Below are 20,783 nucleotides of genomic sequence, written 5' to 3'. Positions count from 1 at the left end.
TTATTTTAGGACACCACTGTACAAAATGTTTACCTCTACCTCAGGTTTGAATTTTACTTTTGCATAATCTTTATTCCAATTTTTCTTCTTCCATAAGTCAGGGTGGTAGGCGATAAGGTGTCTGCCGATACCGAAAGCATCACAGTTTGCTTTTTGTAACTTTTTCGTTATCTTTTTAGCTTCTTTCGTAAGTTGTTTAGACAATTCTTTATTTAGTTTTTTTCTTTCATCCATTTTGTAAAGATTATCTCTCGGAGCTTCAAGCGCTATAACTTTTAGTTGGAGCTTAATGTGAGCATAAACATTTCCTTTTTTATCTGTTGTTATTTTTAAGTCTCGTTTTAACTTTCGGTTGCTAATTTCCATTGTTAAATAATCAGATGTTTTCTCTGATTCATCGCTAGTAAGCTTCTGGGTTATACGGGCACTTGTTCCCATTTTTCCGGTTAATAATACGAATAAAACAGATTGTTTCAAAGGTAAATGCCCAGTTAATTTATCATTGTTAAATAAAGCTAGACCGTTTGTAATTACTTCTTTTCCTTTTATTTTTATAGAAGGGAGGGTAAAGTCTTTACCGGGATCTAACATTTTTGTAGCAGCTGTCTCTAAAGTTTCTTTTGGAAATACACTCATATCTTCTAAGCTTTTCACTTTTTTCTTTAGAAAATCTCCAATTAGTAAATTTCCTACTTTCTTTTTTTCTAGTATCTCGGATGTTTCACCATCTACTGCAATAAGTTTTACTAAAGCAGTTGGGTTTGTTGGGTCCCGAAAGCTGACATCTAAAAAAGGTAATATACCTTTTTTTAGGATTTTGGTTCCTAGTAATTGAACACCATATTTAAAATAACGAATATTCCCAGTAACATTTTTTTTTAGGGCATCGCTTGTATCCCTTATGTTATGCCCCGTTGCTGAATGTATTTCATTTTCGAATGAAGATTGCTCTCCGCTTGAACTTTTTACGAGCTCGATTGTTTGCTGGAGTTGATTCTCTTCCGTAATATCAGATCCAATACTATAAGCTAACCTTGCCTCCCTTAATGGTTCTTGATCCCAGCATCCAGAAAGGAGGGAACTAGTACATAATACAAAAAGTAATTTAACTCTTTTTTTGAACATACTGTTCTCCTTTCTTATTTCGTATCACAGAATAAAGTAGAAATAAAAGAGGAAGGACAACTATGAAAATATAGGTGAACTTATCAGTGAAAGTTGAGATTACTTTTAATTCTTCAGGTGTATCTATAAATAAGGCTACACTAAAAGCAATAATACCAATGATTGGAACAGCTTTTTTATGATTAGCAAGATTGAATATATGTCCTATTCCGATTGAAGCAGCGCAATAATAACTAGCGATAGAAGCTGCAACAGTTATCATCCAAATTGGTATAAATAGTAAATCAGTTCGGTCTATAATTCCGATATGTAAGGAGCGTAATAAGTAAGCAACTGGTTCTGGAATAAGCTCAATTTGTTTTGGACTAAATACGATAAAGCAAATCCAAACAGTAAAAGTATAAAAAAGTGTTACAAATCCATTAGCGATAGAAATGGCCTTCAGTTTTGCGACAGAACTGCCATTTACTTTTGGAAAAGCGATAAGAATGATTTCAAAACCATACATGGCTGTAATTGTTTCCTTGGATGCTTGAATTATATTCCACCAGCCGGCTTCTGTAATGGGAAAAATATAAGAGAAATCAGCTCGGGAAAGCCCTAGGGCAATTAAAAGGGCCATTGGAATAATGAGGATAGAGGCCATGACATAAAATCGTACGATGACTTTAAATGTATTATAGGCTATATAGCAGCAAGCTATCGTAAATAGCATGAGAATGGCAGACCAAGGAGTAGCTTGTAATATCCATACTTTAATGACATTACAAGCATTCAACATAACCGTCATACCAATAAGCGTAAAATAAAAAACATAAGCAAAACCTAATAGTTTTCCAAACTTATTACCAAATAGCATACAAACGCTTTCATACATATCTGCATCAGGAAATCGCTTTAAGAAAAGCCACATAAGTAAAATAATAAGTTGAATTGCAAGCCCAGCGACGAGAGCGGAAATCCATCCACCTCCTTTTGCTATTGGGTGAAGACGGTTAGGTAGAGAAAGGATACCAACTCCGATTTGGCATTGAATAACGAAAAAGGTAAATTGAACGAGCGAAATTTTACTTTGCGTGTTTGTCACCGTCCTCATCCTCTCTCGTTACATGTTGTCGTTGCATTTTTTTCGGTTTTGGATCATGTGGTCGTTCCCAAAACGACCAAATTGGAAGTCTTACGAAAGAATCTTTCATATCTTTTATCCGCATCGGGGCAACAGGAGAAAGATATGGCGTATGAAATGAATGTAATTGACATAAATGAACGAAAGTTATAATTAGACCGAATGATATTCCGACGTATCCGAATATAGCAGCAAGAATCATTAATGGAAAACGAAGAATTCGAACTGCTGAACTCATATCGTTTGATGGAACGAGAAAAGATGAGATGGCAGTTAAAGCTACAACAATAATCATCGTATAAGAAACAAGTCCAGCTTTTACAATTGCATCACCAATTACTAAACCACCTACAATACCGATTGTTTGTCCAACTCGGCTTGGTAAGCGAATACCAGCTTCCCGTAATAATTCAAAGATTAATTCCATTAAGAGAGCTTCAAAAATAGGAGGAAGTGGTACTTTCTCTAATGAAGCTTTAATTGTATACACAAGTTCGAGCGGCAATACATCAGGATGAAAGGCTACGGTTGCGATATATATAGCTGGTAAGAGAAAAGCAATCAAGAAACTCACTAAGCGAATCATTCGGACGAAAGAACCGACAATCCAGCGGTTATTATAATCGTCTGGTGATTGATAGAAAGCAAATAACGTAACAGGAACGATAAGCGCTGTGGGATCTCCATCAGATAAAATAGCAACTCGTCCTTCCATTAAATTTGCAGCGGTCCTATCTGGACGCTCTGTATTTAATTGCTGCGGAAATGGTGAGAAAGACGTATCCTCTATAAATTCTTGTATATATCCTGGAGGCATAAGTGCATCTGTCTTAATCGTTTCTAACCTTCTTTTTACTTCTGTAACTAAATCGTCATTCGCTATGTTTTGCATATAAGCAATTGCCACTTTCGTATGCATTTCTTCACCAAGTGTGAAATATTTAACGACGATATTTGGACTTTTTATGAGCTTACGAATCGAAGCTAAATTAGTTGCTAGATCCTCTACAAAACCAGTATGTGGACCGCGCACAATCCCTTCATTATCAGGCTCTGCTATATCTCGCTTTAAAGATAAAGCTGTTTCGAAAATAAAAAAACTGTCGACGTGTTCATGAAAATATAAGGATTTACCTTGTAATAAAAGCTGCACACCATAATTTAAATTCGTTTCTTTTTTCATATTTAATGTGGCAAAAGCTTTATCTAAAGCCAAATCCGACCGAGTTAATAAAGGCTCAAGAGCTAATTGGTGAATCAAATTTGGGTCTGCTAAAGATTCGATATATAAGATTGTTCCTTTTCCGTTTTGAAATGGGACATCTAATTTTTTTATATCATCTGAGTGACATAGCTTATTTTCAATGTAATTAATATTTTCCGGAAGTGATGGAAACATATGCTTTGGGCCCGTACTCTCTTGTTGTTCTTTTTTCTCTGTCATAATTTCCACCTCTTTTAGATAAAGTTACTTCTGTTAATTTTTGCTTTTTGTGAGAAATTTATGCTTGGATTATTTTTGACAAAGTAGCTTGAAAGTTACGTTACGTCATCTTTTATACTATAGAAAATAGGGTATAGGGGATGATATAAATGACTTTGAGGGATATGTGGGGATGGAAAGAAATTTTATATTTATTTATGTTTGTATTTGTTATTGTTCCAGTAACTGTTGAATCTCTTTTTTATAAATATATTTTAGAAATAATAGGTAACTCACTATATGCTGGAGTATTAATGGGCTTTATAATGGCAGTGATATTTACTACTGTAGTTTATCTTTTTTGTATCAAAAGATATAAACTCTCGTGGAAAGATATTGGAATTCGGAAGCTTTCATGGAAAGATCTTTTATGGACAGTTGGAGCGGTTATTTTCTTAATTGTAGCTAGTATTGCTGTATTAGTGATAATGGAGAGAATGGGTATTTCCTTTGAGAATAGTAAGACGGAGACGGTCCAAAATGATAAATCAATCTATTCATTCTGTATCGCGGTAATTGGAGCAGCAATTATATCACCAATCTATGAAGAGATTTTATATCGAGGTGTTTTTTATACATTTTTTCGTGATAGATATGGCATGTGGGGCGGTATGTTTATTAGTTCCATAATATTTACCGTTGTCCATATCCCTACATATAACACATTACTGGTGAATTTTTTGAGTGGGGTAGTATTTGCATGGTTATATGAGAAAACAAATTCTATTTTATCAGCTATGATTGCCCACGCATTATTCAATTTCATAGCAGTACTTCTAACATTTGTGTCGAATTAAGAAGATATATAGGAGGGATATATATGGAAATAGCTGTAGAACGTGTTTTTACGAAAGAGATTTTAAAAAGAGCAGCGAATTTGTTTCATGTAACAGTAGAAGAAAAGCCACTTGGAGATTTTGAGAATTATATTTTTAAGGCGAAGGGTGATAATGATGAAGATTATGTATTACGTTTAACACATTCTTCTCATCGTTCTAAACAAGAGGTAGAGGCTGAACTAGATTTTTTACGATATGTTGCGGAGAATGGGGCAAAGGTAGCAGGACCTCTTTATTCAACGTCTCGAAATCTCGTAGAAGAAATCGTAGCAGAGGATGGGACTTTCTTTTTCGCTTCTTTATTTATATATGCAAAAGGTGAGCAAGTAAAAGGAGCAGAATCGCCTTATTGGGGAGATGCTTATTTTGAAGCGTGGGGAAAAGCGATTGGGCAACTGCATCGCCTTACAATGGATTATCCTAAAACAGACTACCGTGATACGTGGGAAGAAGACGAAAGTGGAATTGTTAATGAATTAGAAGATGGTCAAGTGAAAGAGATTGCAGCGGTATTAATGGATGAAATTAAGGCTCTTCCAGTTGAAAGAGAAACGTTCGGTCTTATGCACGGTGATATTCATCAAGGCAATTTTCATTATGATGGTAAAGAGCTAACAATCTTTGATTTTGATGATGCTGCTTATAATTACTTTATACATGATTTAGCGATGGTTTTATACTACTCTGTTCTATTTACACCGTGGACAGCAGAAGAGAAGACAGATTTTGCTCGTAAACAGTTACAAGTGTTACGAAAAGGATATGAGTATGAGCACAGGCTGGCGGATAGTTGGTATGAATCGTTACCACTATTTTTACGTTTACGTGATATAGGTTTATATGGAACGCTTCAAAAGAAGTTTAAAGGGAAAGATATGCCTGATAACTTCTTGAAATTATCAGAAGAGCTATACGAAAGAATTATTAAAAGAGAAGCAATTGTGAATATATAATACATTTAGTTCAAAACAAAGTATATAAAACAAATATATACTTTGTTTTTTTATACAAAAATATGTTTACTTTATTAAAATAATATTGTCCTAGATTCGGTATACACTTATAATTTTATATATATTCTGAATATTCTTTATAAAAAAGGAGGGGGAATGTTGGAAGCTTTCGTAAATTGGTTAAATAATATTGTTTGGAGTCCAGCACTTGTTTATTTATGTTTAGGAGTAGGTTTATATTTTTCTATTCGAACGAAGTTTTTACAAGTAAGACATGTAGGAGAAATGGTGAAGCTGACATTTCAAGGGGAAAAATCAGAAGCTGGTGTTTCTTCATTCCAAGCGTTAGCACTTTCGTTATCAGGACGTGTTGGAACAGGGAATATCGCTGGGGTAGCAACAGCGGTTGCATTCGGTGGACCAGGAGCTGTATTTTGGATGTGGGCAGTAGCCTTTTTAGGAGCAGGATCAGCTTATGTAGAATCAACACTCGCGCAAATATATAAGACGAAACATCAAGGGCAGTTTCGTGGTGGACCTGCTTATTACATTGAAAAAGGTTTAGGTGTGAAATGGTATGCTTTAGTATTCGTTGCAGCGACAATTCTTGCAACGGGGCTTTTACTACCAGGTGTACAAGCAAATAGTATTGCTGTAAGTTTAGAAACTGCTTTTGGTATTAATACTACCGTATCAGGGGCTATATTAGTTGTCGTATTAGCTCTTATCATTTTCGGTGGAGTAAAGCGAATTGTTAACGTAGCGCAAGTTGTCGTACCGTTTATGGCAATAGGCTATATTTTAGTAGCTTGCGTCATTGTTGCTATGAATATTGAAAAATTGCCAGAAGCATTTATGTTAATTATAAGAAGTGCATTTGCATTAGAAGCTGCTTTCGGTGGTATTATCGGTTTAGCAATCTCTTGGGGGGTAAAACGTGGTATTTATTCCAATGAAGCAGGACAAGGGACTGGACCACACGCAGCAGCTGCAGCCGAAGTATCACATCCAGCTAAGCAAGGTTTAGTACAAGCATTTTCCGTTTACATTGATACATTATTTGTTTGTTCAGCAACAGCATTTATGATGATTATTACAGGCATGTATAACGTATTTGATGCAAGCGGAAAAAACTTTATCGTTAATAAACTAAACGGCGCTCAGCCAGGACCAGGATATACACAGGCGGCGGTAGAATTTGTTTTCCCTGGATTTGGAAATGGTTTCGTTGCAATCTCGTTATTATTCTTCGCGTTTACAACAATTATGGCGTATTACTACATTGCAGAAACGAATATCGCGTACTTAAATCGTGATAAAGATCGCCCTTGGATGTCCATGGTACTAAAGTTTGTATTTTTAGGAGCTGTATTCTACGGCTGTATAAAAACAGCAGCAACGGCTTGGGCTTTAGGCGACATTGGGGTAGGAATTATGGCATGGGTAAATATCATTGCGATTTTATTGTTACAAAAACCTGCATTAGTCGCATTAAAGGATTATGAAAAACAGAAAAAAGAAGGAAAAGATCCAGTATTCGATCCAGGGCCATTAGGAATTAAAAATGCTGATTTTTGGGAGCATGAATACGGGAAAGATAAGAAAGAAGAAGTATCTTAATCGAATAAAAATGAAGAAGCAAAGGGGAAACCCTTTGCTTTTTTTATGGACAAATTGAAGCTAAAAGTTATTTTTGGGACTATTTTTGAATATAAAAAGAATGTACATGCATTGTTAGGGGAAGGGGGAGTATGTTGATAGAATTTCGTAATGTAAATAAATATTATGGTAACTTTCAAGTTTTGAAAAATATTAATGTGCAAGTGAAAAAAGGCGAAGTGGTAGTAGTTGTCGGGCCTTCAGGATCAGGAAAAAGTACATTGCTTCGATGTATAAATCAATTAGAGGCAATTACAGATGGAGAATTAATTGTACAAAATACAGAGGTACACAATAAAAAAACGGACATGAATGAATTGCGGCGAAATATTGGGATGGTCTTTCAACATTTTTATTTATATCCACATAAAACGGTTCTTCAAAATATTACATTAGCACCGATTAAAGTAAATAAAGTTTCCAAAGAAGAAGCAGAGAAAACAGCAATGTTTTATTTAGAGAAAGTAGGAATCCCTGAGAAGGCTAACGTATATCCACATCAATTATCCGGAGGACAACAGCAACGGGTGGCAATTGCTAGAGGACTTGCAATGCAGCCGGAAATTATGCTATTCGATGAGCCTACGTCTGCTCTTGATCCAGAGATGATTGGAGAGGTACTTGATGTTATGAAAGCACTGGCTAAAGAAGGGATGACAATGGTCGTTGTCACGCATGAAATGGGATTTGCTAGAGAGGTAGCAGATAGGATCTTATTTATGGATGATGGCCAAATTATTGAAGATACAACACCGGCGAACTTTTTTGCAAACCCTGAACAAGAAAGAGCCCGTTTATTTTTAAGTCGGGTGCTAAATCATTAGAGGAGGAATTTCATGCTTAAAATGAAAAAGTTATTTACTTTAATCGTATTTTCATGTTTATTCGTGCTTGTTGTTGCTGGATGCGGAAGTAAGAAAGATGAGGCAAAGGAAACAAATACGAAGCAAGGCGGGGCTGTTGAGCAAATTAAGAAACGAGGGAAATTAGTAGTTGGGGTGAAGAATGATACGAATTTATTTGGATTAAAAAATCCTTCAACAGGGCAGGTAGAAGGATTCGATGTTGATGTCGCCAAGGCACTGGCGAAAAAGATTCTTGGAGATGAAAAGAAGCTAGAGCTGAAAGAAGTAACGTCTAAAACACGCATTCCAATGCTGAAAAATGGTGATATTGATGCAATTATTGCAACAATGACAATTACGGAAGAACGCAAAAAAGAAGTGGATTTTTCAGATGTATATTTTAAAGCAGGACAATCGTTACTTGTGAAAAAAGGAAGCAATATTAAGAGCGTCGATGATATAAAACAAGGCGTTAAAGTATTAGCTGTAAAAGGATCAACATCTACAAATAACATTCGTCAAAAGTCACCAGAAGCGACTGTATTAGAGTTTGAAAATTATAGTGAGGCATTTACAGCGTTAAAGGCAGGTAAAGGTGATGTGTTAACGACAGATAATGCGATCCTTTACGGAATGGCAAAACAAGATTCTAATTATGAAGTAGTAGGAAAAATTTTCACAGATGAACCGTATGGAATTGCAGTGCAAAAAGGGGCAGATTATTTAACGAAAGAGATTAATACTTTAATTAAAGACATGAAAGCAAGCGGGGAGTATGACAAATTATATGAGAAGTGGATTGGACAAAAACCAGAAAAGTAGATAGTAAAAGTGAGAGGATGAGAGTACTCATCCTCTTCTTGTAAAGAAAGAGGGGAGAATATGTGCCTGATTTTTCTATATTAACGAATAACATTGATATGTATTTAGAAGGGTTTAAATATACAGTTATGTCTAGTGTAATTGCATTGATAGGTAGTTTTATTTTAGGAGTAATTTTGGCAGTAATGCGTATTGCACCTATTCGCATTTTAAATTGGATAGGATCAGCTTTTGTGGAGTTTGTAAGAAATATTCCACTTGTATTAATTGCATTTATATTCTATTTTGCTTTACCTGTAATAGGAATTACTTTAAATGGTTTTGTAGCAGGAACAGTTACGCTTACGGTATATACGGCAGCTTTTATTGCAGAAGTAATTCGCGCTGGTATTTTATCAGTTGCGAAAGGGCAGATGGAAGCTGCTCGCTCTTCAGGGCTAACGTATGTGCAGGCGATGTATTATGTTGTCTTACCCCAAGCAGTGAAAATTGTAATTCCCCCTTTAGGAAACCAGTTTCTCAATTTAGTTAAAAACTCTTCAATACTTGGAATTATTGCTGGTGCTGATTTAATGTATCAAGGAGATTTAATTTCAACGAAGACGTTTGTTACGTTTGATGTTTATATATTTGTCGGGATGTTTTATTTAATATTAACAATTCCGCTCAGTATGCTAGTGCGTTATTTAGAAAAACGCTTAGCAAAGGAGGCGGTGTAAATGGATTTCAAGGGAGCAATTACAGGAGATCATATTCTATTTTTATTAAAAGGATTACTTATAACATTAGAGGTAGCGCTCATAGCAATTGTACTTAGTTTTATTATTGGAAGTGTAATCGGTATATTGCGCTACACGAAAATACCTGTCGTCTCACAAGTATTAGGAGTTATAGTTGAAGTGATTCGAAACTTACCACTACTGTTAATTATATTTTTCACGTATTTTGCACTTCCAGAAGCAGGCTTGAAATTAGAAATTATAACAGCTGCAATTGTTGCTTTAACAATATTTGAGGCAGCAATGATATCTGAAATTGTTAGAAGTGGTCTATTGTCTATTGAAAAAGGGCAGGTTGAAGCTGCAAGATCTTCGGGATTAACGTATGTTCAAGCGCTTTGGCATATTATTTTGCCACAAGCATTAAGGAGAATGGTTCCGCCGCTTGTCAGTCAATTTATTTCATTGCTGAAGGATACGTCGCTAGCGGTTGTTATATCACTCCCTGAGCTTATGCATAATGCTCAAATTATTAGCGGGCAAAATGTGAATTACATGATTCCGACGTTTATAGTAGTAGCTTGTATGTACTTTATCGTAAATTATAGTTTATCAATTTTATCGAGAAGATTAGAACTCCGTTGACTCTTACAATATATGTAAGGGTTTTTTCCTTGTTTCTCCTTATTTTCCTCTAAATAGAATCTAAATCTTGCAATAATTCGATTTTTATATTGTTTTATCAGAAAAGTTTTAATTTTATATAGAAAATGTAATCGCTTTCGTGTATATTTTTATTATCAGAAAATTTTAACAGGATATAGGGGTATGGTAGGGGGAGGATTTAGATGCAGCAACCAACGAATGAGAAATTACATCGTACGATGAAGAGTAGACATTTATTTATGATCGCACTTGGTGGTGTAATCGGAACTGGTTTCTTCTTAGGTTCAGGTTACACCATTAATCAGGCTGGACCAGGGGGAGCCATCCTTTCATATTTAGTAGGCGGATTTATTATGTATTTAACAATGCTTTGTCTTGGAGAGTTAACGGTAGCGATGCCGGTTTCAGGATCTTTCCAAAAGTATGCGACGAAGTTTATTGGACCAGGAACGGGCTTTATGATTGGCTGGTTATACTGGCTCGGCTGGGCAGTAACAGTGGGTCTAGAATTAACGTCAATCGGTTTAATGATGAAAAGATGGTTTCCAAATGTTGATGTTTGGGTATGGTGCCTTGTATTCGGTGTTATTTTATATGCTTCAAACGCAATTTCGGCGAAAAGTTATGCCGAATTAGAATTTTGGTTCTCTAGTATTAAAGTAATTACAATTCTTGCATTTGTTGTGCTTGGTGGTAGTGCATTATTAGGATTTATATCATATGACGGAAAAGAAGCAGCACCTCTTTTCTCTAACTTTGTAAGCGATGGTGGACTTTTCCCGAATGGACTAGCTGCCGTATTACTTACAATGATTACAGTTAACTTCTCGTTCCAAGGAACAGAGTTAATCGGAATTGCAGCGGGAGAAAGTGAAAATCCAGAAAAAACAATTCCACGTGCAATCCGTAATACAGTATGGCGCATTATGTTATTCTTCATTTTAACAATGACGATTTTAGTAGGATTAATTTCTTGGAAAGAAGCAGGCGTAATTGAAAGTCCATTCGTAGTCGTATTTGATAAAATTGGTATTCCATACGCAGCTGATATTATGAACTTCGTTATTATTACTGCGTTATTATCTGTAGCGAACTCTGGATTATATGCAGCGACGCGTATACTATGGTCACTTGCAAATGAGGGAATGGCACCAACTTCCTTCCAGAAAGTAAATAAGCGTGGTATTCCAATTACAGCGCTAGTCGTAACGATTGCGGTAGCTGGATTATCTCTATTCACAAGTTTCCTTGCAGAAGATACAGTATACATGTATTTATTATCGATAGCTGGTTTATCGGCTGTTTCAAGTTGGATCATTATTGCTCTATCGCAACTTCGCTTTAGAAGTCAGTATATAAAAGGTGGAGGAAAGTTAGAGGACTTAAAGTATAGAACACCACTATACCCAATTGTCCCGATTTTAGCCTTAATTACAAATAGCATTGTTGTTATTAGTTTAGCGTTTATTCCTGAACAAAGAATGGCGTTATACTGTGGTATTCCATTTATCATTTTCTGCTATATATATTATTATATTAGTAAGAAACGGCAGAAACCGATGAAAGTGGAGATGGAAAAAACAAATGAAACTAACAATCAAACACGATGATATAGAAGCAGATTTATCGTATGGTCAATTAGCGATTGGAAAAGAAAACGGGTATTCACCGTTACAATTACTCATTTCTTCTATCGCAGGATGTAGTGCAATTGTCTTTCGAACAATTTTAGAAAAGAAACGTATTACATATGATACGTTTACAATCGAAACTGAAATTGGTAGAAGTGAAGCTTTATCGAAGCCAGTTGAAAGTGTTCATTTGCACTATAAAATTAAAGCAGAAAACATTACAGAAGAGCAGCTGGACAAGGCGCTGCAACTTGCAGTGAAAAATTGTACGATTGTTCAATCTGTAAAAGATAGTATAAAGGTTACGGAAACAATTGAACTAATAAAATGAAACATAAAAACGTGAGAATACGGCTCTCACGTTTTTATGTTTTTAATAAAGGGAGAAAGTATGATGGAATGTTTAGGTTGTAAATTAGCAAATGAAGAGGAAAAAATATATAGAGTATACGAAGATGAGTATGTAACATGTTTTTTAGATCATGAACCTTTCTATCCAGGTCATACTTTAATTGTGCCGAAGCAGCATGTTGTAGAAGTAGATGAATTAAATGATGTTGTAGCAAAATCCGTTATGGATGCTTCTAAGCTTATTGCAAAAGCGATTAAGGCATTATACAAACCAGATGGAGTTACAGTTTGTCAAAATGGTGGAGTATTTAACGAGTTAACACATTACCATATGCATGTCGTACCAAGATATAAAGAGCGCCCGTTTGCTGAGTTTTATATGGTACAATCGGGAGAAAAACAGAATCATAACTTTGAAGAGACAAAGCATTTGTTAAAAGAAGCGATAGAGCAAATAATACATATTGAAAAGGTGTAAAAGAATTTTTCTTAGAGATACAGTCAGGAAAATTCTAATATTAAAAAGCCCAATTTCTCAGTTAAAATAGAGAAATTGGGCTTTTGTTTATTCTATTATTAAATTTTATCTATAAAAAGATTTTGCAGTGTCACAAAGTTACAGTGCTCATTCGTTATATAGAGTGAGAGGAGGAATTATATGAAAGTTACAAACAAAGATTATGAAAAGATGGAAGAGCTATATGAGTTGTATGAACAAAAAATTTATTATGTAGCTTATTCTATTTTAAATAATATTCAACAGGCTGAAGATACGGTTCAAGAGACGTTTATTACTCTTTATAAGAACTTGGAAAAGCTCCATAGCTTGAGCACTGAAGAGCTTAAACGCTATATTTTGAGGATCGCGAAAAACAAGGCGATTGATAGTTACCGGAAAAATAAACGACATGAAACATTTTTAGAAGAATATGAAAGAGAATCAATAGAAGCAGTAGATGAAAATATTGAAGAGTGGGAAAAACGTAAAATGTCTGAGGTTCAAATTGATACATTGCTAAAAGAGTTAAATGAATCTAACAGACAGGTGTTTAAGTATAAAGTCTTCTATAACTTAACGTATCAAGAAATTTCAAGTGTAATGGGGATTACGGAGGCTAATGTCCGCAAGCAGTTTGAACGCGCTCGAAAACGAGTCCAAAATATGATAGGAGGTATACAACATGACGAATTCAAAGAACTCCAAAGAAATATATGAACTTGCTGAAAAAATTGCTTTAGATGATTTTGATAAATCCGAAGAACAACATGAATTTTCACATACATATACGCGCAAAAAGAAACTGTTTATGGAGGAAATGAAGCTGAAGGGCGAGCGACCACAGAAAAAGAGTAAAAGACATCGTATGTTAATCGCTGCTGCCTGCTTATTGATTGGTATGCCGACAACCGTTTTTGGTGCAGTAAAAGTCTATAATATGATTGTTCAAAAACAAAATTATGAAGTAAATGTTTCCTTAACAAATAAGGATTCGAAAAAGAGTGATCAGTGGTATAAGTTGAAGGTTGGTAAATTGCCAGAAAATATGGAAGCAATTGATGACTCTGCTATGAAATATTCATTTAAAGATAACTATGCAAATGGAGGCTTTTCATTCGTTCTTTGGAGAGTAGGGGGAAATTCAGATTTTCCAACTCTGTACTCGAAAAGTTATGAAGAAAAAGAGATAAATGGTAAGAAGGCAGTAATTGTCCATAGAGAAACTGGTAACAAAGATTTAATGATGGACAGGGTAGTTTTTCTATTCTTTGAGGAAGAAGGGATCATGTTACAAAGTTATATTGGAAACGATATAAATGAAGAACAAATGGTGGATGTGTTAGGGAGTATTTCACTTGAGCCTACGTCAAAAGAAAAGGCATCACATATAACAGATTATGATAAAAAGTATTTTAGCGACGAAAGTAAGCCTAAAAAAACTAAGGTGATTCCTTTGAAAAAAGATAGTAAACGACTATTTCATATAGGACAAAAAGTTCCAGTAACGATTATCATGGATAACAGCAAAATTGAATATGTGATAGAAAAGGTTGAAGTTTTTGATTCAATCAAAGATTTTAAACAAGAAAACTTTAATGAACTGGGCTTAGGAATACTAAGTAGGAATCAGGCTTTGGATCAAGCTGGACAATTGATACCATATAGACGGGATGAATATAAAGTTGGAAATGGTAAAGATTCAATTGATCAATTAGTAGAATCAAAATTAATTCATCCTAAATTTGTCTACCTGACAACAACAGTGAAAAATATAGGTAAACAGGCGACAGAAGAAATCTATATGCATCCATCCATACAAGTGCTTAAAAGTAAGGGGAATGTATGGAATTACGCTGAAAGAGATGGAATTACAGAAAAAAATATTATGACGGGCGAAGTTGATTATTTAGAACCTCACGGAGAAGGGAAAAGCTTTTACAATATTGGCAGTATCACACCAGGACAAACGGTGAAGGTTAACTTAGGTTATTTTGTAGATGAGGATAAGCTAGATTCAATCTTCCTTGATGCTTTCCGTTACAGTGGGTTTAGTGGCAATGAGAATATGAATGAGAAAAATCGTTGGTGGTTCGATATTCGTCAACAATCAAAATAATAGAAACAAATCGACGAAAAAGCTGCTTATATTTAGCAGCTTTTTTCGTCTCCATACATATGTAAAATTTCTTTCGCACGTATACGTAAACCATCTATCAATTCTGTCGGTTCTAAAACTTTTGCATTTTTTCCGAGTCTATAAAATAAAGGGGTAATAAAATTGATTTCTCCTTTATCAATTGTTGAATTTATATATCCTGTCCCATCCTCGTTTATTATAACGAATTCCTCAAGATAAGGGACGCTTTTACATTGGCGTACGCCTTCTGTTGTCAGTAAAACATGTAACTGAGTAGGGATGTGTACTACGTTAGAGTTAGAGGCAAACCACTCTTCTAAATTCATGAATGTATCCTCATTTTCTTCCGTTGATAATATGGAAAGAATACGATCGATGCGATACAGTAATACTTTTTTCCTGCCATAGTCATAGGACGGTAAGTACCATAGCCCGTCATGAGCATATACACCGATAGGATGAACATGTTTTGTTTTTAACCCCGATTTAGATTCGTATTGAAAGTGTAAATTTTTATTTTCAATAGCCGCGGTTAACACTTCGTTTAAAAGAGGTGTATCAATTGTGCGCTTCGGATTCCAAAAAGCGATGTAAGAACGTATTTTATCAACTTTCACTTTCGCATCATGTTGTAGGGAGCTATACAGTTTATGTGTAACGGAATTGATTTCTGTGTTAAAAGGTAAGTCGCGATAGTAACTTAAAGATTGAAAAGCAAAAAAGATAGAGACTGCTTCTTCTTCCGTAAATAAAATAGGCGGAATTACTCTATTCGTTAATACTTTATAGCCGCCGTTACGACCTTGTTCTGCGTAAATGGGCAACCCCATATCACTTAAATCTAAAATGTATCTATGAACCGTACGAACGGAAATATTAAATTCATCAGCTATTTCTTGAGCTGTAAATGTTTTTTTCGCAGAAGCAAATATAAGAATATCTAATAAGCGTTTAGCTTTTGACAAATGTATCACCTTTTCTTTTTAACGTGACATAAATTGTCATGTTTTATTGTTAGTATATTGTTTACATCATATGTTATCAAGATGAGATACAAGGAGGAAAAGATATGTCACGTGAAATAGTTTTATTTATAGCGGCGAGTTTAGATGGATATATTGCGAAAGAAAATGATGATTTAGAGTGGTTAATGGAAACGGAAGGAGAGGGAGATAATGGTTATACAGAAATGTACGAAACGATTGATACAATAATTATGGGAAAGAAAACGTACGATTATGTAGTAGAGCATACGGAAACATTCCCGTACTTAGATAAAGCATGTTATGTTTTTTCTCGTTCAGAAAAAGGTTCAGACGGAAACGTGGAATTTGTAAATGAAGATGTAGTGGAGTTTACAAAAAGGTTAAAAGCACAAGAAGGGTCTAAAATATGGATGGTTGGTGGAGGAGAGCTACTGAGAGAATTCTTTAAAAATAATCTAATTGATGAATATATTGTTACGATTACACCGCATATATTAGGCTCAGGTGTCCCATTATTTAAAGAAAAGAATCCAGAAATTAATTTAACTTTAACGGATACGAAACGTTTTGGGCAATTTGTAAATTTATATTATAAAGTAAAATGATAAAGTGAAACTTTAATCAGTGGGGGTTTTGTTCATCTCCCACTGATTATTAGTTGAACCAATCGGGCTTTTACGGGCAGTTGATCCCCCACCTAACTTCTTTGCTTCCGCTGAATTTTGATGTAGGGGGTCTTACTGCCCGTTAATGCGGGATAAAGAAACACGACTACTGATGGTAGTCGTGTTTCTTTACAGATGGTAATGAAATGATAAAACAAGATCCATGATCAACTTCACTCGTGACAGTAATCGTCCCGCCGTGTAGCTCTACAATTTCTTTCACGATAGATAGTCCTAAACCAGTTCCACCTGTAGCTCGTGATCTTGCTTTATCAACTCGATAAAAGCGTTCGAAAATGTGAGGGAGGTCTTCAAGCGGAATACCTTCGCCTTCATCTTCAATTGCAATGGAAATATGTTTATGTTCTTCTGTAACAGAAATGTTTATATGAGAATGCTCTTTTGAATGTCTATAAGCGTTATTTAAAATATTCACAACAACTTGTTCGAATCGTTGTTCATCTAAGTTTACTAGCAGTGTAGGAGGACAAGAGAAAGAAACTTTAATGTACCTTTCTTTATACATGGCGTTTACTTTTTCACATATACGCGTAAGGAAGGTGTGTAAATGCACTTCCTTTACTTGAATAGAAAAGTTATGTTGTTCCATTTGTGCAAGTGAAAATAAATCTTGAACTAAGTTTGTAATGTAATCAGACTCATCTTTTATAATTGATAAATATCGCAAACGTTGTTCAGAAGGGGTGTTTTCTTTTAAAGCAATGTCAGCATAACCTCTTACGTATGTTAACGGTGTTCGTAATTCGTGAGCAACACTTGCTAGAAATTCACTTCGCTCTGTTTTCATATAATGTAGATCATTTGCGAGCGTCTGAATAGATGATGCTAGTTCACCAATTTCATCATTTCGAGTAGTTGTTAATGAAACAGATAAATCACCTTTACTCATTTTTTCAGTGGCATGTTTCATGTGTAACAATGGTTTTGTTAATAATCGAGATAATAGGAAAATTGTGATGACTGTGAGTAGAAACGTGATGGCACCAGCAATAATGAATTGTTTCGTTAATCCATTAACTAACTTTTCAATTGATTCTGTTCCAAGAAACATGTACACATAGCCTTCATGTTTTCCATCTACTACAATGGGGCTAACTGTACATATATAATTAGATGTTTTCCAATGATTTTCTATAATCGCTCCATTATGGTCTGTTCGAGTTTGCATTTTACTAATATGATCGTTTATAGTCGTGTTTATTTCGTTAGATTTAGCTAGTATTTCTTTATTTGCATTTGTAATAACGACAGTTGTTTCAGCTTCAGATTCCATTAATGCTACGTGAGAGATGGTTTGCTCATCGTAATATTTTTCAAGTACATCTCGATGACTATTTCCTCGCTTTAATAAAGCTGTCATTTCTTCATTTACTCTAGTGTTTACAAGACTATAATAGAGCAAAATAAAGAGAACACTTTCAATTAAAAGTGTAACAATTAAAAAATAAAATCCGAATTGAATTGAAATTCGTTTCATCGTTTTGCCCCTTACTGTTCAGTATTAATCCATCGATAACCTACTCCATACACGGTTTTTAAATGATGATCAATAGGGAAATTTGCTTTTCGCAATTTATCACGTAAATTACGAATATGTGAATCGACTGTGCGATCTTCTGTATTTGTGTTTAACCCCCAAATTCGTTCGATGAGCTGATCACGGTTTAATACGTAGTTCACATGGCGTAAAAATAATCCGAGTAAAGAAAATTCAATTGGTGTGAGAAGGAGTTCTTCATTATGGACAGAAACGAAGTGTTTTGTTTCATCCCATACAATACCGTGATATTGGATTTGTTTATGTTCATTTGTACGTCTTAAAACGGCTTCAATTCTTGCGAAAAGTTCTTCTTCATGGAAAGGTTTCGTTACGTAATCATCGGCTCCAATTTTTAATCCTTGAACGACATCTACTGTTTGATCACGAGCTGTAACCATAATAATAGGAATGTTACTAAAAGATCGGATTTTTTTGCACGTTTCCCATCCGTCCATCTTTGGCATCATAATATCGAGTAAAACAAATTTAAAGTTTCGATTTTCTATATGTAAAATAGCTTCTTCTCCTGAAGTCGCACATACGCAGTTATATCCAATTGGTGTAAGATAAAGCGTTAATAATTCAAGCATTCTCGGTTCATCGTCTACGAGCAGTATATCAATCATAGAGAGCCCTCCATATTTATAATCGTTACTTAAAGTGTAATGCAAAATCATGAAGAAATGGTGCAGATTATGATGTGTCTGCATAATTTCTTCAGAATTGCTTGTTATTGTGGAGTTGAAATTACATTTTAGGTAATCATATTGGCTCAAAAATGATTAATACGGAGGCGGTATAGTGAAAAAAATGACCCGAATTTTTGGGATAACAATAATTACAGCAGTTGGTCTTGCTGCATGCGGACAAACGAATACAGACCATAAAAACCATGAATCTACAAAAGAGAAGAAAACAGAGCAAAAGGAAATGAAAATGAATCAGGAGGTAACGGCGCCAAAAGAAATGAACCAAGGTGCATCTAATGATTTATTAACGACAAGTTTAAAAAATGTAACGAGATTAAACACAAACGACCCTTTGCAAATGGCAGTATTAACTTCACAAACGATATGGCCAGCAACTCATAAGGAGAACCAGCCAGGTGCTGTTATTTTAGTACCAGCAAGCGAGTGGCAATTAGGTATTGCGAGTGCAGACCTTATTCATCATCCGAATAACGGGCCGATTTTATTTATAGAAAAAGAAAAGATACCGGAAATGACGTTAAAAGAAATAAAACGATTAAATCCAATCGGAACGAAAGATGGAACACAAATTATGGTGATGGGGGATGTAGGTACTAGCGCGCTTGAGCAATTAAAAGGTTATAAAGTAAAACAAATAAAAGAAACAGATCCAGCTATATTTGCGAAGGATGTTGATAAGGAGTATGCCGATATAACAGGAAGCTACCCAAATAGTGTTATTATTGGTTCGTCTGAAGAAGAAGGACGTTTATATACAACACCAGCTGTAAACTGGATTTCTCATATGCCAGAACCGCTTTTATATACAGAAAAAGATAAGGTGCCAGAAGCGACAATAGAGGCATTAAAAATGAGAAAAGATAAAGCAAATATATATGTATTAGGGCCAGAAAAAATTGTTTCAAAAGAAGTAGAAAAAGAGCTAAGCAAATACGGGAAAGTAACGCGTATTAGTGGAGAGACCCCTACAGAAAACTCGATTGCGTTCGCTAAGTTTAAAGATGAAAAAACAAAATTTGGCTGGGGATTCACAAAACCTGGTCACGGTTTATCATTTGTTTCAAGCAAAACACCAGATTTAGCAGTTGCTGGGGCACCTTTTTCACATATGGGTAAACACGCACCTGTTGTATTATTAGAAGAAGGTAAAGCTTCACAACCAGTGTATGACTTCCTTGCAAGCATTCAGCCGAAGTTTAAAGATGATCCAACACTTGGACCATATAATCACGGTTTCTTATTAGGAAGTACGAGTGATATTTCATTTGAAACACAAGGAATACTAGATGAGAGGTTAGAAATTGTTCAGGAAAGTGGTCAAGGACACGGTGGACATTAATGAAATGAGAAAAGATGCTACTGATATAGCGTCTTTTTTTATTTTCCTCGACAAAATATGACAAAAAAGTTGTAACTGTTTCTGTTATGATAGTTTCGAAAATCTTACATTTTACATAATCGGAGGAAAAAGAATGTATAAAAAATTGGGTACTATTGCTTTAACAGGTGCACTTGCTTTTAGTTTATCTGCTTGTGGTGAAACTGAAGTTAAAGAAGTGAGTAAAAACGATGCTCCTAAACAGGCTGAAAAGAAAGATAAAAAGGAAAAAGCTGAAAGCAAGATTTATAAAATTGGAGATACTGTAGAAGTTAATGGTCTACAACTTACTTTCAGTTCAGCTAAATTCGTTGAGCCTAACGAATACGTAAAAGCTGAAAAAGGGAAAGTACTAGAAATCGGTTTTAACGCTAAAAATAATGGCAAAAAAGATATATATTTTGGAACTTCTGAATTAAAAATTGCTGATACTAACGGCAACCAATTCAAAGAGTACTTTGGTGGGGAAAATACGTTTATAAATGAAAATATTGCGCCAGGTAACCAAATTACAAACAAAATGTTATTTGATGTACCAGAAGGCGATAAGTTTGTTGGTACATTTAAACCTACATTTACATTTGACGAGAAATCAGTGAAATTTGAATTTGAAGTTGCTAAATAAGGA

At 34.9% G+C, this 20,783-nt stretch carries 21 protein-coding genes; 15 read left to right on the top strand and 6 right to left on the bottom strand.

Features of this window, described 5'->3' with window-relative positions; translation table 11 throughout:
• From gerKC to gerKA, 3 genes are read right to left on the bottom strand one after another with little or no spacing between them, the layout of a single operon-like run.
• Complete coding sequence (gene gerKC, locus ACTFN4_RS25320) at positions 1-1,125, bottom strand: spore germination protein GerKC (protein ID WP_000474042.1); 1,125 nt, start codon at positions 1,123-1,125, stop codon at positions 1-3.
• Positions 1,106-2,212 (bottom strand): GerAB/ArcD/ProY family transporter, encoded by a 1,107-nt coding sequence (locus ACTFN4_RS25315; protein WP_000185798.1) that lies wholly within the window; start codon positions 2,210-2,212, stop codon positions 1,106-1,108. The genes gerKC and ACTFN4_RS25315 overlap by 20 nt, the downstream gene beginning before the upstream one ends.
• The gene (gene gerKA / locus ACTFN4_RS25310; RefSeq protein ID WP_439962951.1) at positions 2,193-3,695 is read right to left on the bottom strand and encodes a spore germination protein GerKA; all 1,503 of its coding nucleotides are present in this window, start codon (positions 3,693-3,695) and stop codon (positions 2,193-2,195) included. The genes ACTFN4_RS25315 and gerKA overlap by 20 nt, the downstream gene beginning before the upstream one ends.
• Positions 3,696-3,844: 149 nt before the next feature.
• Here gerKA and ACTFN4_RS25305 point away from each other — a divergent pair, with 149 nt between their 5' ends.
• The 12 genes from ACTFN4_RS25305 to ACTFN4_RS25250 all read left to right on the top strand — a co-directional run bounded on the left by ACTFN4_RS25305 (position 3,845) and on the right by ACTFN4_RS25250 (position 14,834).
• Entirely contained in the window at positions 3,845-4,531 is a 687-nt protein-coding gene (locus tag ACTFN4_RS25305) for a CPBP family intramembrane glutamic endopeptidase (protein ID WP_088351570.1), read from the top strand.
• Between the two features lie 23 nt (positions 4,532-4,554).
• The gene (locus ACTFN4_RS25300) at positions 4,555-5,526 is read left to right on the top strand and encodes a phosphotransferase enzyme family protein (RefSeq protein ID WP_000401644.1); all 972 of its coding nucleotides are present in this window, start codon (positions 4,555-4,557) and stop codon (positions 5,524-5,526) included.
• A gap of 159 nt (positions 5,527-5,685) precedes the next feature.
• On the top strand, positions 5,686-7,146 hold the full coding sequence (locus ACTFN4_RS25295; protein ID WP_000387157.1) for an alanine/glycine:cation symporter family protein: 1,461 nt from the start codon (positions 5,686-5,688) through the stop codon (positions 7,144-7,146).
• 131 nt (positions 7,147-7,277) lie between these two features.
• Positions 7,278-8,009 (top strand): amino acid ABC transporter ATP-binding protein, encoded by a 732-nt coding sequence (locus tag ACTFN4_RS25290; protein ID WP_006917993.1) that lies wholly within the window; start codon positions 7,278-7,280, stop codon positions 8,007-8,009.
• 12 nt (positions 8,010-8,021) lie between these two features.
• Entirely contained in the window at positions 8,022-8,852 is an 831-nt protein-coding gene (gene glnH / locus ACTFN4_RS25285; protein WP_439962950.1) for a glutamine ABC transporter substrate-binding protein GlnH, read from the top strand.
• Positions 8,853-8,914: 62 nt separating this feature from the next.
• Positions 8,915-9,571, top strand: coding sequence for an amino acid ABC transporter permease (locus tag ACTFN4_RS25280; RefSeq protein ID WP_001112667.1), 657 nt, complete (start codon positions 8,915-8,917; stop codon positions 9,569-9,571).
• Complete coding sequence (locus ACTFN4_RS25275) at positions 9,572-10,216, top strand: amino acid ABC transporter permease (RefSeq protein WP_000345960.1); 645 nt, start codon at positions 9,572-9,574, stop codon at positions 10,214-10,216.
• Between the two features lie 203 nt (positions 10,217-10,419).
• Complete coding sequence (locus ACTFN4_RS25270; RefSeq protein WP_001187097.1) at positions 10,420-11,847, top strand: amino acid permease; 1,428 nt, start codon at positions 10,420-10,422, stop codon at positions 11,845-11,847.
• Complete coding sequence (locus ACTFN4_RS25265; RefSeq protein ID WP_000778831.1) at positions 11,822-12,199, top strand: OsmC family protein; 378 nt, start codon at positions 11,822-11,824, stop codon at positions 12,197-12,199. The genes ACTFN4_RS25270 and ACTFN4_RS25265 overlap by 26 nt, the downstream gene beginning before the upstream one ends.
• A 60-nt stretch (positions 12,200-12,259) precedes the next feature.
• Complete coding sequence (locus ACTFN4_RS25260; RefSeq protein WP_225989760.1) at positions 12,260-12,697, top strand: HIT family protein; 438 nt, start codon at positions 12,260-12,262, stop codon at positions 12,695-12,697.
• A gap of 180 nt (positions 12,698-12,877) precedes the next feature.
• Positions 12,878-13,435, top strand: a complete 558-nt coding sequence (locus tag ACTFN4_RS25255) for an RNA polymerase sigma factor (RefSeq protein WP_000869258.1) — start codon at positions 12,878-12,880, stop codon at positions 13,433-13,435.
• On the top strand, positions 13,401-14,834 hold the full coding sequence (locus ACTFN4_RS25250; protein WP_000185128.1) for an ECF-type sigma factor negative effector: 1,434 nt from the start codon (positions 13,401-13,403) through the stop codon (positions 14,832-14,834). Before ACTFN4_RS25255 ends, ACTFN4_RS25250 begins: the two co-directional genes overlap by 35 nt.
• A 32-nt stretch (positions 14,835-14,866) precedes the next feature.
• On the opposite strand, the gene ACTFN4_RS25245 is transcribed toward ACTFN4_RS25250, so the two are convergent.
• Complete coding sequence (locus ACTFN4_RS25245) at positions 14,867-15,820, bottom strand: helix-turn-helix transcriptional regulator (RefSeq protein WP_000030256.1); 954 nt, start codon at positions 15,818-15,820, stop codon at positions 14,867-14,869.
• Positions 15,821-15,924: 104 nt separating this feature from the next.
• Between ACTFN4_RS25245 and ACTFN4_RS25240 the strand changes: the two genes are divergently transcribed.
• On the top strand, positions 15,925-16,446 hold the full coding sequence (locus tag ACTFN4_RS25240) for a dihydrofolate reductase family protein (RefSeq protein WP_000085779.1): 522 nt from the start codon (positions 15,925-15,927) through the stop codon (positions 16,444-16,446).
• A 166-nt stretch (positions 16,447-16,612) separates the two neighbouring features.
• Here ACTFN4_RS25240 and ACTFN4_RS25235 read toward each other — a convergent pair whose 3' ends face one another.
• Complete coding sequence (locus ACTFN4_RS25235; RefSeq protein WP_439962949.1) at positions 16,613-18,004, bottom strand: ATP-binding protein; 1,392 nt, start codon at positions 18,002-18,004, stop codon at positions 16,613-16,615.
• Between the two features lie 11 nt (positions 18,005-18,015).
• Positions 18,016-18,693 (bottom strand): response regulator transcription factor, encoded by a 678-nt coding sequence (locus ACTFN4_RS25230; protein ID WP_000565476.1) that lies wholly within the window; start codon positions 18,691-18,693, stop codon positions 18,016-18,018.
• Positions 18,694-18,868: 175 nt separating this feature from the next.
• Between ACTFN4_RS25230 and ACTFN4_RS25225 the strand changes: the two genes are divergently transcribed.
• Together ACTFN4_RS25225 and ACTFN4_RS25220 are read left to right on the top strand one after the other, a co-directional pair.
• The gene (locus tag ACTFN4_RS25225) at positions 18,869-20,116 is read left to right on the top strand and encodes a cell wall-binding repeat-containing protein (RefSeq protein WP_000738875.1); all 1,248 of its coding nucleotides are present in this window, start codon (positions 18,869-18,871) and stop codon (positions 20,114-20,116) included.
• 133 nt (positions 20,117-20,249) lie between these two features.
• The gene (locus ACTFN4_RS25220; protein ID WP_000277063.1) at positions 20,250-20,780 is read left to right on the top strand and encodes a DUF4352 domain-containing protein; all 531 of its coding nucleotides are present in this window, start codon (positions 20,250-20,252) and stop codon (positions 20,778-20,780) included.
• Positions 20,781-20,783: the final 3 nt, after the last annotated feature.

Origin of the sequence: Bacillus cereus group sp. MYBK95-2 (assembly GCF_051915225.1) — a bacterium.
GTDB lineage: Bacteria > Bacillota > Bacilli > Bacillales > Bacillaceae_G > Bacillus_A > Bacillus_A cereus.
This window is presented reverse-complemented; position numbering and strand designations above follow the sequence as displayed.